Source organism: Phenylobacterium sp. T106, from assembly GCF_057219735.1.
On record NZ_JBXVWA010000010.1, the window covers coordinates 68,001 to 81,865 of the forward strand.

General features: G+C 72.0%; 11 protein-coding genes. 5 read left to right on the forward strand and 6 right to left on the reverse strand.

The genetic code is table 11. The features are described 5' to 3' along the window. Window positions 1-85: 85 nt before the first annotated feature. On the forward strand, window positions 86-385 hold the full coding sequence (locus AC2D8W_RS19320; RefSeq protein ID WP_293484033.1) for a hypothetical protein: 300 nt from the start codon (window positions 86-88) through the stop codon (window positions 383-385). Between the two features lie 138 nt (window positions 386-523). After that, on the forward strand, window positions 524-1,366 hold the full coding sequence (locus AC2D8W_RS19325; protein ID WP_484672891.1) for a hypothetical protein: 843 nt from the start codon (window positions 524-526) through the stop codon (window positions 1,364-1,366). Window positions 1,367-1,535: 169 nt separating this feature from the next. On the opposite strand, the gene AC2D8W_RS19330 is transcribed toward AC2D8W_RS19325, so the two are convergent. Then, the gene (locus AC2D8W_RS19330; protein ID WP_484672892.1) at window positions 1,536-2,804 is read right to left on the reverse strand and encodes a cytochrome P450; all 1,269 of its coding nucleotides are present in this window, start codon (window positions 2,802-2,804) and stop codon (window positions 1,536-1,538) included. A 100-nt stretch (window positions 2,805-2,904) separates the two neighbouring features. On the opposite strand from AC2D8W_RS19330, the gene AC2D8W_RS19335 reads away from it, so the two are divergent. Continuing rightward, window positions 2,905-3,510, forward strand: a complete 606-nt coding sequence (locus AC2D8W_RS19335; RefSeq protein ID WP_484672893.1) for an NUDIX hydrolase — start codon at window positions 2,905-2,907, stop codon at window positions 3,508-3,510. 37 nt (window positions 3,511-3,547) lie between these two features. Here the strand turns inward: AC2D8W_RS19335 and AC2D8W_RS19340 are convergent, their stop codons facing one another. Then, window positions 3,548-4,789 (reverse strand): LLM class flavin-dependent oxidoreductase, encoded by a 1,242-nt coding sequence (locus AC2D8W_RS19340; protein ID WP_293484039.1) that lies wholly within the window; start codon window positions 4,787-4,789, stop codon window positions 3,548-3,550. 106 nt (window positions 4,790-4,895) lie between these two features. Between AC2D8W_RS19340 and AC2D8W_RS19345 the strand changes: the two genes are divergently transcribed. Next, complete coding sequence (locus tag AC2D8W_RS19345) at window positions 4,896-6,140, forward strand: MFS transporter (protein WP_484672894.1); 1,245 nt, start codon at window positions 4,896-4,898, stop codon at window positions 6,138-6,140. Between the two features lie 52 nt (window positions 6,141-6,192). Then, window positions 6,193-7,521 carry an omega-aminotransferase AptA gene (aptA, locus tag AC2D8W_RS19350; protein ID WP_484672895.1) on the forward strand — a complete coding sequence of 443 codons (1,329 nt, stop codon included), beginning with the start codon at window positions 6,193-6,195 and terminating at the stop codon, window positions 7,519-7,521. On the opposite strand, the gene AC2D8W_RS19355 is transcribed toward aptA, so the two are convergent. Genes AC2D8W_RS19355 through AC2D8W_RS19370 form a run of 4 tightly spaced genes read right to left on the reverse strand, consistent with a single transcriptional unit; the run spans window position 7,505 to window position 13,829 of the window. After that, a complete protein-coding gene (locus AC2D8W_RS19355; protein ID WP_484672896.1) occupies window positions 7,505-8,284 on the reverse strand; it encodes an aminotransferase class IV in 780 nt (259 codons plus the stop codon). The genes aptA and AC2D8W_RS19355 overlap by 17 nt on opposite strands. Continuing rightward, window positions 8,281-9,618, reverse strand: coding sequence for an anthranilate synthase component I family protein (locus tag AC2D8W_RS19360; RefSeq protein WP_484672897.1), 1,338 nt, complete (start codon window positions 9,616-9,618; stop codon window positions 8,281-8,283). The genes AC2D8W_RS19355 and AC2D8W_RS19360 overlap by 4 nt, the downstream gene beginning before the upstream one ends. Window positions 9,619-9,673: 55 nt before the next feature. Next, window positions 9,674-11,986 carry a TonB-dependent receptor gene (locus AC2D8W_RS19365; protein WP_484672898.1) on the reverse strand — a complete coding sequence of 771 codons (2,313 nt, stop codon included), beginning with the start codon at window positions 11,984-11,986 and terminating at the stop codon, window positions 9,674-9,676. Window positions 11,987-12,008: 22 nt separating this feature from the next. Beyond that, on the reverse strand, window positions 12,009-13,829 hold the full coding sequence (locus AC2D8W_RS19370; RefSeq protein ID WP_484672899.1) for a tetratricopeptide repeat-containing sulfotransferase family protein: 1,821 nt from the start codon (window positions 13,827-13,829) through the stop codon (window positions 12,009-12,011). Between the last annotated feature and the right edge of the window lie 36 nt (window positions 13,830-13,865).

Genomic DNA, 13,865 nt, shown 5'->3' on the forward strand with positions numbered 1-13,865 from the left:
TCCAGCCGAAATAGTCCTCACGGCCCCGTGAACAATGCGGCGCCCCGTGGGTTGAGGGGGTGTTCACAAAAACGGGATGCCCCACATGAGACCTCTCCTCGCCGCCGCCGCGCTGACGGCCCTTCTTGGGCTCGCCGCCTGCCAGCGCGACGCCGAGCCTGCCGCCGACGCCGCCGCGCCGGCCACCGCGTCCGACACCACCGGCATGGCCGCCGACGGGACCACCGCCCCGCCCCAGCCCGCGCCCTCGGGCGGCGACACGTCGATGGGCGCGACGCCGCCGGTGAACCCCGACGGGACCACCATGCCGCCGACCAGCGGCACGACCATGCCCGAAGGGACCACCACGACCCCGCAGAGCGGCACGACCACCACCCCGCCCTGATCGCCAGGCGCGAATCGGCGCAGCCGGGGACGGCCCCTCCGTCCCCGGCTGTGGCCGGCCTGCCGGATTGACGGCGGGCGTGGGGAGGATCAGCGTTTTCTTCGAAGATCCGGCATGAGACCGGCTGGGAGAGACGCCATGAGCGACGCGACGACACGGGACGCATCGGCGTCCGACATCTGGACCGGCCCGTTCCGCGAACCGCGCAACATGGCGGCCGAGGTCAAGGGCTCCATCCACGACGACGCCACCGCCACGAAGCTGGGCTTCCGGGGCGGCACGGTGGCGGGCTCGGTGCACATGGACCAGTTCGTTCCGCGCCTGCTGGACCTGTACGGCGAGCGCTGGTTCGAGACCGGCGGGCTCTCCCTCTACTTCACCCAGGCCACCGTCGACCGCGAGGAGGTCCAGGCGGTGGTCGTCGGCGGCGAACCGCGCGCGCGGCTGTCGATGTACAACCGCGCCGGCGCGCAGATCTGCCTGGGCACGGCGTCCGGCGGGCCCGACGCCCAGGCCGAGCTGGCGGGCCGCATGGCGGCGCAGGCGGCGGCCGATCCTTCCGGCCTGCGGATCCTGGCGGCGCTCCGGGTCGGCGACGAGGGCGAGACGCGCGTCCGCATAGACGCGGCGCGCCTGGCCGCCCACCGGGAGATCATCACCGAGGACGTGCCGGCCTACGCCGACGGCGTCCTGCCGCCCTCGCAGGCCATCGGCCTGGCCCACCAGGCCCGCGCCGCGGCTGTGGGCAAGGCGGCCCAGCCGCACGTGGGCCTCTTCGGCGCGCTGGAGGTGCAGCACCTGGACGGGCCCCTGCGCGCCGACGTCGACTACCGGGCGCGCACGCGCATTCTCAAGCTCACCGAAAGCCCGAAGACCGAGAACACCTGGCACCAGATCGTCTTCGCCGACGGCGACCGCGACGTGGCCCGGGTGCTGATGTACCTGCGCTTCCTGAAGGGCTCATCCCCCCTCTGGAGCTGAGACCCGCGGTTCCTCGGGCCGAAGGCCCGTTTGGACGACCACGAATGAACACGAAGAACACGAATGTCCGCGGAGGGGTCCGGGCCCCATTCGTGTGCATTCGTGTTCATTCGTGGTTCGCCGAAAGCGCTTCGCGAGGTCGCCGCGGCGGTCCGCGAAGGCCCGGGGCTCAGGCCGGATGGACGCGCACGGGCAGCGATTCGTAGCCCTTCACGAAGCTCGAGCGCACCCGCGTGGGCTCGCCCACCACCTCGACGAAGCTGAAGCGCTTCAGGATCTCCTCCCAGACGATCCGCAGCTGCAGCTCGGCCAGCCGGTTGCCCACGCAGCGGTGGATGCCGAAGCCGAACGACAGGTGCTGGCGCGCCCGCTCGCGATCGATCAGGAACTCGTCCGGCCGGTCGATCACCGTCTCGTCGCGGTTGCCCGAGACGTACCACATGATCACCTTGTCGCCCTTGCGGATCGGCTGGCCGGCGATCTCGGTGTCTTCCAGCGCGGTGCGCCGCATGTGGGCCAGCGGCGTCTGCCAGCGGATGATCTCGGGGACCATGTTCGGGATCATGCCCGGGCCGCCCTTGCGCAGCTTGTCGTACTCGGCGGGGAACAGGTTGAGCGCCACCACGCCGCCGCTGATCGAGTTCCGGGTCGTGTCGTTGCCGCCCACGATCAGCAGGGTCAGGTTCCCCAGGAACTCGTCCGGGGTCATGTTCCGCGTGGCCTCGCTGTGGGCCATCATCGAGACGAGGTCGCCCGCCGGGGGCCTGGCGATCCGCTCGTCCCACAGCCGCGTGAAGTAGGCCAGGCACTCCTGCAGCTCGGCCTGCCGTTGCTCCTCGGTGTCGACGATGCCGCCGGGCATCGGCAGCGCGGTCGCCACGTCGGACCAGCGGGTGAGCTTGCGGCGGTCCTCGAACGGGAAGTCGAACAGCGTCGCCAGCATCTGGGTCGTCAGCTCGATGGACACCCGGTCCACCCAGTCGAAGGTCTCGCCCACCGGAAGCTCGTCCAGGATGCGGCCCGCCCGCTCGCGGATGATCGGCTCCAGCAGCGCGAGGTTGTGCGGCGCCACGGCGGGGCTGACGGTCTTGCGCTGCACGTCGTGCCGGGGCGGGTCCATCGCGATGAAGCTGGGCCGCCGCAGCTCGGGCCTGGCGTCGCGGATCGTGATGCCGCCCAGGTGGGCCTCGGACGAGAACACCTGGTGGTTGGTGTCCACGGCCATGATGTCGTTGAAGCGGGTGACGGACCAGTACGGGCCGAACTCGGAGTCCCGGCACCAGTGCACCGGCTTCTCCTTCCGCAGGCGCTCGAAGTACGGCCAGAAGCTGTTGGTCAGGAACAGGTCCGGATCGCCCGGGTTCAGGTCCTCCAGCGGCGTGGCGTAGGCCCGCTCGCGCGCGCCTTCCGGAAAGAAGCTGACGGCTCCGTCGGCCATGGTCGTTTCCTCGTTCTTTTCCCGCAGCATGATCCCATCGGCGCGGAGGGGCAAATGCGGCGCTTGTCCCGCCCGCCCGTTCGCGGTTGAAGGGGCGGCCGTGCACGACCTCCGCACCCGCATCGCCGAGAATCTCGCCCGCTTCGACCGGGTGGCCCTGCCCACCGAGGGCCGGCGCCTGGCGGCGGTGGCGATCGTGCTCGCCCCCACCCCGTCCGGGCCGGCCTTCCTGCTCACGCGCCGCGCCCTGCACCTGCGGCGCAACGCCGGCAACTACGCCCTGCCCGGCGGCGGGCTGGACCCGGGCGAGGACGCCGTGGACGCGGCCTGCCGGGAGACCCGCGAGGAGGTGGGCGTCGACCTGCCGCGCGAGGCCACGCTGGGGCTGCTGGACGACTTCGCGACCCTGGGCGGCCATGTCGTCACGCCGGTGGTGCTCTGGAGTCCGGCCCCGCTCTCGCCCGTCGCCAATCCCGACGAGGTGCACATCGTCTGGCAGGTGCCGCTGGCCGACCTCGACCATCCCCGCGCGCCGCGCCGCGAGAAGCACCCGCAGGGCGGCCCGCCGATCCTGCGCATGTTCGCCCGCGGAAGCTGGGTCAATCCGCCGACCGCGGCGTTCCTCTGGCAGTTCCGCGAGGTCTGCCTGCACGGCCGCGTCGCCCGCACCGACCGGATCGGCCAGCCCACCTGGACGGCGCGCTAGCCTACTGTCTCACCCGCTCGTCGCGCCTGCGGCGCGTCTACCGGACCGTCTCGTTGATCTGCGCCTTGGGCCGCGAGGCCGGCACCACCGGGATCTCGTGGTCCTCGAGCGGCTTCATCCGCGGTTTCCGGGCCAGCGCCGCCTCGATGTAGGGCGCCAGCTCGGCGGCCTTCTTCGCCTCGCGCTCCTGGGCCTGCGCCTTGAACTCGGGCATCACCTCGGCGGCGAACAGCTCCAGCGCCTCGCAGATGTGGGCGTGCTTGTTGCGCCCGGCCTGCTGCAGGAAGATCACCTGGTCGACGCCCGCCGCCTGGAAGCCGCGGATGTGCTGGCGGATGTCGTCGGGGGTCCCGATGCCGTTGGCGTTGTACTTGGCGGCCCGGCGCGCGGCGATGATCTCGTCGTCGCTGGCGGCGCGGCTCTTCTGGAAGTCCTCGAACAGCTGCGAGCGGCCCGGCAGCACGTCGTGCGCCACCAGGGCGTTCACGGCGTACGAGAAGAACTCGAACCCCTCCTGGCCGCGCCGGATCGCCTCGTCGCGGTCGTGGTGCACCGAGAAGTTCGACACCATGGCCAGGTTGGCGTTCACCGAGTGGCCGATCGGGACGCACTGGTCGCTCTTGATGATGCCGTAGTAGATCTCGGACCAGGTCTCGGCTTCCTTGGGATCCAGGAACGAGAAGGCCAGCGCCCCGATGCCGTTCTGCGCCGCCACCTTGATCGTGTCGCGGTTGGTGCAGGCCATCCACATCGGCGGATGCGGCTTCTGCATGGGCTTGGGCAGCACGTTGCGGCAGGGCATCGAGAAGCCCGGGCCCTCGTAGCCGGGGTACGGCTCCATCACCATCATGTTGGCGATCTGCTCGGCCGCCTCCAGCGCCAGCGCCCGCTTCTCCCTCGCCGGGATCTTGAAGCCGCCCAGTTCCAGCCGGGTCGCGCCCTCGCCGATGCCGAAATCCAGGCGCCCGCGGCTGATGATGTCCAGCGTGCCCAGCCCCTCGGCCGTGCGCGCGGGGTGGTTGTAGTGCGGGATCACCTGGCGGATGCCGTGGCCCACGCGGATGGTCTTGGTCAGCGCCGCGCAGGCGGCCAGGAAGACCTCGGGCGCCGAGGAGTGCGAGTACTCCTCAAGGAAGTGATGCTCCACCTCCCAGGCGTAGTCGTAGCCCAGCCGGTCGGCCAGGACGACCTGCTCCAGCGCCTCGTGGAAGAGCCGGGCCTCGTCGCCCTCGTTCCAGGGCTTCGGCAGCTGGTGCTCGTAGAAGATCCCGAACCGCATGGGCATTCCTCCCGCCCTTGTTTGGACCACCATCCCGCGCCTCCGCCGGGGAAGGCAAGCGCCCATGCTTGGCCGCGCGGGCGACTCGCCGGCCTGATCGACCGCCATGGCGCACCCCTACGCCCAGCTCCTGGCGGACAGGACGCTCCGCGCCTTCTGGGCCGGCATCACGCTGTCGGCGGTGGGCAGCGAGCTCTACCGCGTGGGCGCGATCTGGCTGGCGGCGGGGCTCGCGGGTTCGGACGCGGCGCTGCTGGTGACCGCGCAGTCGGCGGCGATGCTGGCGGTGAGCCTCTTCGCAGGGCCGGCGGTCGAGGCGCTGCCGCGGCGCGGCTTCCTGGTGGGGACCGAGGTGGTCTGCATGCTGATCTGCGCCGCCGTGGTGGCGGCCGGCCTCGGCGCCGGGCTCACCTTCCCGATGCTGCTGGCCGCCGGCGTCGCCCTGGCCGGCGTCCAGGCCATGGCCCGGCCGGTCTTCCTCTCGGGCATTCCGGCGTTCGCGCCCGGCCGCGTGCGCGAGGCCAACGGCCTCTTCGACTCCAGCGTCCGGATCGCCCAGGCCGCGGGACCGTTCCTGGCCGCGGCGATGCTCAAGGCCGTCCCCGCGATCCACCTGCTCACCGCCAACGCCCTCACCTTCCTCGCCTCGGCGGCCGCCTGCGCCTTCGCCGGCCATCGTCTCGACGCCGCGCGGGCGCCGGCGCCGCAGGCCGGCCTCGTCCGGCGGCTCGCCCGCGGCGTCACGGCCGCGCGGGGCTGTCCCGGCGCGTGGAGCGTCCTGGCCGCGACCAGCGTTCGGGGCGGCGCCTACGCCCTGGGCTACAGTGTCGCCGTGCCGCTGCTGTTCGCCCAGGGCGGCGCGGCCGGCGGCCTCTCCGGGCTCGCGCTGGTGATCGGCGCCGGCGCAGCCGCCGAGATCCTGTCGACGCCCTTGCTCGTCCTCACCCAGCCCCGCCGGCCCCTGCGCCGCCTCTTCGAGGGCTATGTCCTGATCGGCGTCAGCCTCGCGGCCATGGGCCTCGCCGCCGCGGCGCCCCCGGCCTGGCAGGTTCCCGCCCTGGCCGCCGCAGCCGTGCTCATCGGGGTGGGCAACAGCATCGCGACCCTCCAGATCACCACCTTCTTCGCCTCGCGCCTGGCGGGCGACGACTACGCCGCGGTGCTGCGGGTCCGGATGGTGGTGATCGTGGGCGCGATCATGCTGGCCACCGCCGCGGGGCCGCTGGTGCTGGACGCCCTGGGCCCGTCGCGCACCATCGTCGCCTGCGGCCTCGTGGCCCTCGCGGCCGGGCTCGCCGGCCTCGCGGTCGCGCCGACACGCCGCTACGGCCCGGGATTCGAGCGGGCCTAGGCTAGCCCTGCGACCGGGAAGCTGGTTTCGTGGCCTCCTGGGAGGGACCGAGATGGACGACGCGACCCACGACCTGGCGAACCGGACCGACCTGTCGGCCTTCTGGATGCCGTTCACCGCCAATCGCCAGTTCAAGGCGGCGCCGCGGATGCTCGTGGGCGCAAGCGGCATGTACTACCGCACCGAGGACGGGCGCGAGATCCTGGACGGCACCGCCGGCCTGTGGTGCGTCAACGCCGGTCATGGCCGCGCCGAGATCGCCGCCGCCGTCCAGCACCAGATGATGACGCTGGACTACGCGCCCAACTTCCAGATGGGCCATCCGCTGGCGTTCGACTTCGCCGCCCGCCTTGCGAAGGTCGCGCCGCCCGGCCTGGACCGGGTCTTCTTCGTCAACTCGGGCTCGGAAGCCGTCGACACCGCGCTGAAGATGGCCATCGCCTATCACCGCGCCCGGGGCGAGGGGCAGCGCGTGCGCCTGGTGGGCCGCGAGCGCGCCTACCACGGCGTGGGCTTCGGGGGCATCTCGGTGGGCGGGCTGGTCAACAACCGCCGGGTCTATCCGACGCTCACCGCCGACCACCTGCGGCACACCCACGACCCGCGCAACCGCTTCGCCCGCGGCCTGCCCGAGCACGGCGCCGAGCTTGCCGACGACCTCGAGGCGATCGTCCAGCTGCACGGCGGCGAGACCATCGCGGCCTGCGTCGTCGAGCCGGTCGCCGGCGCCGGCGGCGTGCTCCCGCCGCCCCGGGGCTACCTGCAGCGGCTGCGCGAGATCTGCGACCGGCACGGCATCCTGCTGATCTTCGACGAGGTGATCACCGGGTTCGGCCGGCTGGGGACGCCCTTCGCGGGCCACTTCTTCGGCGTCACGCCCGACATCATGACCACCGCCAAGGGCATCACCAACGCCGCCATCCCCTGCGGCGCGGTCTTCGCGAGCCGCAAGGTGCACGACACCGTGGTCGGGGGCGGGGCCGAGGGCGCCGTCGAGTTCTTCCACGGCTACACCTACTCGGGCCATCCGGCGGCCATGGCGGCGGGCCTGGCCACGCTCGACATCTACGAGCGCGAGCGCATCTTCGAGAACGCGGCGGCCATGGCGCCCATCTGGGAGGACGCCGTCCACGGCCTGCGCGACGTCCCCATGGTCACGGACATCCGCAACGTCGGCCTGATGGCCGCCATCGACCTCGAGCCCCGGCCGGGCGCGCCGGGCAAGCGCGGCTACGACTCGCTCGTGAAGGCGCTGGAGCTGGGGCTGACCATCCGCATGGCCGGGGACTTCGTCGCGCTGTCGCCGCCCCTGATCATCAACGCCGATCAGATCGGCCGGATCGCCGACACCCTGCGCAAGGTCATCACGTCCCTGGACTGACCGTCGCCGCCAGCCGGGCCACCAGCGGGGACGCCGGGACGGGCCGGCCGTCCAGGCGCGCCACGGGCCGCACGCCGGTCAGGCTGTTGGTGAGGAACATCGGCGCGTCCTGCAGGCGCTCAAGGCGCGCCCCGCGCACCTGCTTGACCTTCACGCCCAGCCGGCGGCAGGCGCGCAGCACCTCCGCGCGCATGATCCCGTCCAGCACGCCGGCCTCCAGCGCCGGCGTGAACAGGACCTCGCCCTCGATCCAGAACACATTGGCCGCCGCCGCGCAGGCGACCTTGCCGCGGGTGTTCAGCATCAGGGCCTCGTCGGCGCCGGCCGCGCGCGCCTCGGCCCGCGCCAGGACGTTGTCGAGGTAGGCCAGGCTCTTGATCCGCGAGGCGGCGGACCGGTCGTTGCGCCGGGTCGCCGCGGTCGCCAGCGTCGCGGGCGCCGGCGGCGGTCCGAGCGGCGCCGCCGAGGCGGTCAGCACCGGCTCCGGGCGCGACGGCGGGTCGAGCCCGCGGTCGCCGCGCCCGGCGCTCCAGTTCAGCCGCACGGCCGCCCGGTGCGGGCGGTCGGCCGCCTCGAGCGCCGCCTCGACCACGTCGCGGCAGGCGAGCCGGTCCGGCGTCGGCAGCCCCAGCACCGCGCAGCCGCGCGCCATCCGGTCGAGGTGGGCGTCCCAGTGGCCTGGATGGTGGTGGTCCCACAGGATGGTCTCGAACAGCCCGTGCCCGAGGGCGAAGCCGCGGTCGTCCAGGGTGATCGGCGTCACGCCAGCGCCCCCAGGATCGCGGCGATCTTCGCCGTGGTCTCGGCGGTCTCGGCCTGCGGGTCGCTGTCGGCCACCACGCCGCCGCCGGCCCGCGCCTCGAACGCCCAGCCGTCCGCCGCCTCGACGAGCGCCACCGTGCGGATCAGGACCGACGCCTCCAGCGCCCCGTCCACGCCCGCCCAGAAGAGGCTGCCGCAGTAGGGACCGCGCGGCGGCTCGTGGTCGGCGATCACCCGCATGGCCTGCAGCTTCGGCGCGCCCGTCACCGAGCCGGGCGGGAAGGCGGCCAGGAAGGCGTCCCACGCGCCCGCGCCGGGGGCGAGCCGGCCCCGCACCCGGCTGACCAGGTGGTGCACGTTGGCGTAGGACCGGAGGCCGAAGAGCTCCGGGACCTCCACCGTGCCGGGCGCGCAGACCCGCGCCAGGTCGTTGCGCATCAGGTCCACGATCATCAGGTTCTCGGCGCGGTCCTTCCCGCTGTCGGCGAGCTCGGCCGCCAGGGCCGCGTCCTGCGCGGGATCGCGCCCACGCGGGCGAGTGCCCTTGATGGGCTGGGTTTCCACGCGGTCGCCGCGCACCGACAGGAACCGCTCGGGCGAGTTCGAGACCAGCGCCCGGCCGGGCAGCCGCAGGTAGGCCGCGAAGCCCGCGGCGCTCCGCGCGGCCAGTCGGGCGAAGAGATCGAAGGGTCCCGCGCCCGGCCGCAGCCGGCCCGTCCACGGCCGGGCCAGGTTGGCCTGGAAGATCTCGCCCGCGGCGATGCGCGCGACGGTGCGCGCCACGGCGGCGGCATGGATGGCGTCGGACGTCTCGAGCGTCAGCCTGACCGCCAGGGGCCCGTCCGCGGCCGGCCGGCGCGGCAGGTCGAGCCACGAGAGCGCCACGTCGGCCTGCTCGGCCGCCCGGCGGGGATCGGCGCCGCGTCCCACGGCGAACGCCCGGCCCGTCCCCTGGTGGAAGGCTAGCAGGGCCGGGTAGCGGAGCAGCGTCAGGTCGGGCCAGGCGCCGCGCGCCTGCGGGGCCGTGGCCTCCAGCTGGGCCGACAGCTCATAGCTCGCCAGGCCCACGACGCCGCCCTGGAACGGCGGGCCGTCCGGCAGGGTCTCGCCCGCGCCCAGCAGTCCCGGCAGGTCGCGGCCCGCCTCGACCACGGCGTCCGGCGCGCGCAGCACATACGACCAGCCGTCCGCGCCCGACAGCAGGACGGCCGCGAAGGCCTCGTCGGCGAAGGCGCTGGCCACCGCGACCGGGTCGGCCCAGGCGGTGGCGCGCATCGCGACGCAGGCGAGGTCGCGACGGACGGGAACGGAACGGCTGGCCGGCAGGCTCGTCACCCGCGCGGCTATAGCGCGGTTGGCCGGGCGCGGTCACGCCCGGCCGCCGCCTGCGTCAGAACGACTGGCCGAACTTCAGCCCCACGATCCGCGGCCGGATCGGGATCGTGTAGACGCGGGTGCAGACCGACGAGGCGCACTGCACGAAGCGGTCGTTCTGGCCGTCGTCGTCGAACAGGTTCTTGGCGTAGGCCTCGATCCGCCAGCTCCCGGTGGCCAGCCCCGCCACCAGGTCGACCGTGGTCGAACTCGGCGTCTTGCCGATCACGCGGCGGTCTTCGGTGCGCAGGTCAGGGAAGGCCGAGCCGCTGTGCACCAGGGAGCCCTGGACGTGGGCGTCCATGTCGTTCCAGGTCCACTCGTAGCGTGCGGTGACGTTGCCTTTGAACTTGGGCGTGACCGGAAGCGAAATCCCCTTGGGCGCCTCGATCGGGGACGTGGGCGAGGGACGGTAGTCCTGGTCGAGCTCGGCGTCGGTGTAGGCCGCCCCGGCGATGACCGTGAAACCCTCGGCCACCAGCCAGTTCAGGTCGGTCTCGACGCCCTTCATCTTCGCCTTGCCGCCGTTGCGGATCTCGGTCAGGCCGTTCGCGCCCAGGAAGGAGAACTGGTAGTCGTTCCACTTCTCCGAGAAGAGCGCGCCGTTCCACCGAACCCGGTTGCCGGCCCAGCTGGTCTTCCAGCCGACCTCGCGGTTCTTCAGGAAGTCGGCGTCATACGGCGGCAGGGTGCCACGCCTGTTGACCCCCCCAGGCCGGAAGCCGGTCGAATAGGTGGCGTAGATCAGCTTGTCGTCGTCGAACTTGTAGGTGGCGTTCAGGCGGTAGGTGCGCCCGTCGCCCTTGGTCGTCTTGTCGACGTTGGTGCAGGGCCCGCCACGCACGATCACGGTCTGGGTGAAGCAGGCGGCGACGCCGGTCCGGGAGGAGAAGTCGCGGTCGAAGCCGAAGAATCCCTCCAGCGAGTTCTTGTACTTGAAGAAGCGTATGCCACCCGTGATCGAGAAGCGGTCGGTCACGTCGAACGTGCCCTCGGCGAAGGCTGCATAGTCGCGGTCGGTGCGGAGCTGCTTGGTGAGCCACAAGGTGTCGAACCAGCCCGGGATCTCGATGAGGTCCTGCAGGTTGTCGATCCGGTAGCGCTGCTCGATGTTGTGCGTCTGGCGCTGATAGAACAGGCCCGCCACCATCTTGAAGCGGTTCTCTGCCGGGCTCGCGATCCGCAGCTCGTGGCTGGTCTTCTTGAAGTAGTCGCGGCCCTGGATGTACTGGGACGTGTTGATGGGATTCCCGGCGTTGTCGGTGGTGTAGGCGCCGTAGCCGAACAGCACGTCGTAGAAGTAGCTGTAGTCGGAATAGTCGCTGTCGGTGTCGATCCAGCGACGCATGTGCGCGCCGGAGTACAGCACGTCGAGGTTGGCCAGCTGGCCCTCGATGGTCAGCGCCGCCTGGGCCCACTTGTCGTCCGACCCTTCGGGATAGTAGCGGCGGATCTTGTAGTCGCCGAGGGTGGGGTCGGCCGCGAAGCCGCCGTCGGCCTGGGTGCGCTGACCCATGAGCTGGGGCGTCACCGTCCAGCTCTCGTTGAGGTCGATCTTGAGCGCCGCGCGGGCGCCGACGACGTCGACCTCGTTGTAGTCGTTCTCGACCTCGCGGGCGTTGTTCACGCGGACCGATCCGGTCGGGAAGACGAACGAGCCGGGGACGTTGTCGATGTAGCCGGCGTCGTGCTGCGCCCAGGCCACCAGGCGGATGGCCGCTCGGTCCCCCAGCGGCAGGTTCACGAAGCCCTCGGCGGCATAGCCGAAGTCCCCGTGCGCGACCGAGTTCACCTCGAGGTCGTAAGAGGCCTCGAAGCCCGAGGTGCTGGGCTTGTTGGTGATGATCCGGATGGTTCCGGCCTGCGAGCTCGCGCCGTAGAGCGTGCCCTGCGGCCCCTGCAGGACCTCGACACGCGCGACGTCGTAGATGTGCACGTCGAGGGGGCCGGTGATCGTCGTGACCGGCTGCTCGTCGAGATAGACGCCGACGCTCGGGAGCGGGCCCGAGTGGTTGTTGTTCTCACCCGAGGCCACGCCGCGCATGTAGAAATTGGAGAAGCCCGGCGCGCCGGTCGGCGCGACGACGCTCGGCATGAACCGGACATAGTCGTTGGTGTCGGAAACCTGCAGGGCCTCCAGGCGCTCGGTCCCGATCGCCTGGATCGAGATCGGCACGTCCTGCAGGTTCTCGCTGCGCTTCTGGGCGGTGACCACCACCTCTTCCAGGCCGACGGCTGTGTCCTGCGCCGCCGTCTGAGCGAACACGGGCGAGCCCACGGCCGTAAGCACCGTCGTCGCCAGCAGAGTGATGGGTAGGCGTTGTCTCATGTGATCCCCCACAAACTTCGGGTCAGTCGCCCCCGGGAGCTTCCGGATAGGCCGTAAGCACGTCCCCCAGCGCGGCCTTCAGGGGGCCCAGCCAGGGTTCGTAGTTCCGCCAGTGGTCGGCGGCGTCGGTGAAGATCGGTCGTCGCACCTGTTCGGAACTGGCCGTCCGAACCGCGCGATCGTTCTCGTAGAAGCGCAAGCAGGCGTCTTCGAACGGCAGGCCGCATGCGGCGAGCAGCGCCCGTGTCTCGGCTTCCGGGTCGCTGACCATCCGTTCGTAGATCACACGGTGGACGCGGCCGGGCAGCACGCGGTCGACGTGCGCCATCAGGTCCACGTAGTCGGCGTAGTAGCGGCCGATGTCGGTGAGATCGTAGGTGAAGCCCTGGCCGCGGGCGAAGTGCTGCTTGAAGGCCGAGAAGCCGCAACCCATCGGATGGCGCCGCGCGTCGACGATCTTCGCGTTGGGCAGGATCAGGTGGATCAGCCCCACGTGGGCCCAGTTGTTGGGCATCTTGTCGATGAAGAACGGCCGGCCCAGCTTGCGGTGCGGCCGCGCCCGCTCGAGGTACTCCGCCCCCAGCGCCGCGAGGTCGTCCGGGCCCAGGTCGGCGAGAACCTCGGGATAGCGCCCCTCGGAGGCCCGCTTCGCCCGGCCGCCCAGCCGCCGCGCGAGGCTGATGATGTCGGGCAGTTCCTGGGTGCCCTCGACCTCGCTGTGGCTCGCCAGGATCTGCTCGACCAGCGTCGAGCCTGCCCGCGGCAGGCCGACCACGAAGATCGGATCGGCCGCCGGGCATCCCTGCCCCGCCCGCGCCGCCAGGAACGCCGGCGTCAGCAGCGCCTTCGCGCGGCGGACCTGGTCGCGGGTCTCGTCGGCGTCGTAGTCCAGGCCCTCGCGGCGCAGGGCGGCGCCGCGCGCATAGTGTCCGAACGACGCTTCGAACGCGCCCTCGTCCTCGCGCGCCTTGCCCAGCGCGAATTCCAGGTGGAAGCGGTCTTCCTCGCTCAGGTCCGCCCGGCGCAGCTGGCCCTCCATGGCCGCCACGTCGGCGTCCGAGAACCGCACGGTCTTCAGGTTGGCCAGGCTCCACCACGCCTCGCCGAACTGGGGGGCCAGGGCCACGCACCGGCGGTAGGCGTCGATCGCCTCGGCCTGCCGGCCCACCGTCTTCAGCGCGTGCCCCAGGCTCATCCACACCTTGGGCTGGCGGGGCTGGTCCCGGACCACCGAGCCGTACAGCTCGATCGCCGCCTCGAACTCGCCGATCCGGCCCAGCGCCGCGGCCTTGAGGTTGCGGTAGCCGGGGTTGGCCGGGTCCTCGGCCAGCAGGCGGTCCACCTCGGCGATGGCGGCCACGGGCTTGTTCTGCCGGTAGAGGACCGTGGCGTAGTTGTGCCGGGCGGCCGAGAAGCCGGGCGCCAGCTCGACGCAGCGCGCCAGCAGCTTCTCGGCGTCGTCGTAGCGCCCCAGGCGCATGCCGGTCTCGGCCAGCATCCGGATCGCCGCGACGTCGGTCGGCCGCCGCATCAGGACGCCCCGCAGGGTCTGCTCGGCCACGGCCAGCCGATTCTCGCAAAGCGCGGCCGCGGCGCGCACCAGCTCGGGATCGCCCACCGAAGCCTTCACCGAGCGCAGGTAGGCGGCCTCGGCCGCCTCGGTCTCGCCCTGCCGTCGCAGAGCCGCGCCCAGCAGGCGCAGCGCCTGGGGCTCCTCGCCGACGACCCTCAGGATCTCCCGCGCCTGCGCCTCGGCGGCGGCGGCGTCCAGGGGCAGCAGGCGCGCCGCGTGCTCGAGGGCGACCTCCAAGGTGCCGACTGTCTCTGTCGCAGCGCCCGACACGGGGACTCCGTCATTTCACGGAACGATGACATCGAT

Excerpts from the sequence above, each read along its gene's own strand:
- AC2D8W_RS19320 (WP_293484033.1), top strand. The coding sequence starts at position 86 with ATGAGACCTCTCCTCGCCGCCGCCGCGCTGACGGCCCTTCTTGGGCTC.
- AC2D8W_RS19325 (WP_484672891.1), top strand. The coding sequence starts at position 524 with ATGAGCGACGCGACGACACGGGACGCATCGGCGTCCGACATCTGGACC.
- AC2D8W_RS19330 (WP_484672892.1), bottom strand. The coding sequence starts at position 2,804 with ATGGCCGACGGAGCCGTCAGCTTCTTTCCGGAAGGCGCGCGCGAGCGG.
- AC2D8W_RS19340 (WP_293484039.1), bottom strand. The coding sequence starts at position 4,789 with ATGCGGTTCGGGATCTTCTACGAGCACCAGCTGCCGAAGCCCTGGAAC.
- AC2D8W_RS19345 (WP_484672894.1), top strand. The coding sequence starts at position 4,896 with ATGGCGCACCCCTACGCCCAGCTCCTGGCGGACAGGACGCTCCGCGCC.
- aptA (WP_484672895.1), top strand. The coding sequence starts at position 6,193 with ATGGACGACGCGACCCACGACCTGGCGAACCGGACCGACCTGTCGGCC.
- AC2D8W_RS19365 (WP_484672898.1), bottom strand. The coding sequence starts at position 11,986 with ATGAGACAACGCCTACCCATCACTCTGCTGGCGACGACGGTGCTTACG.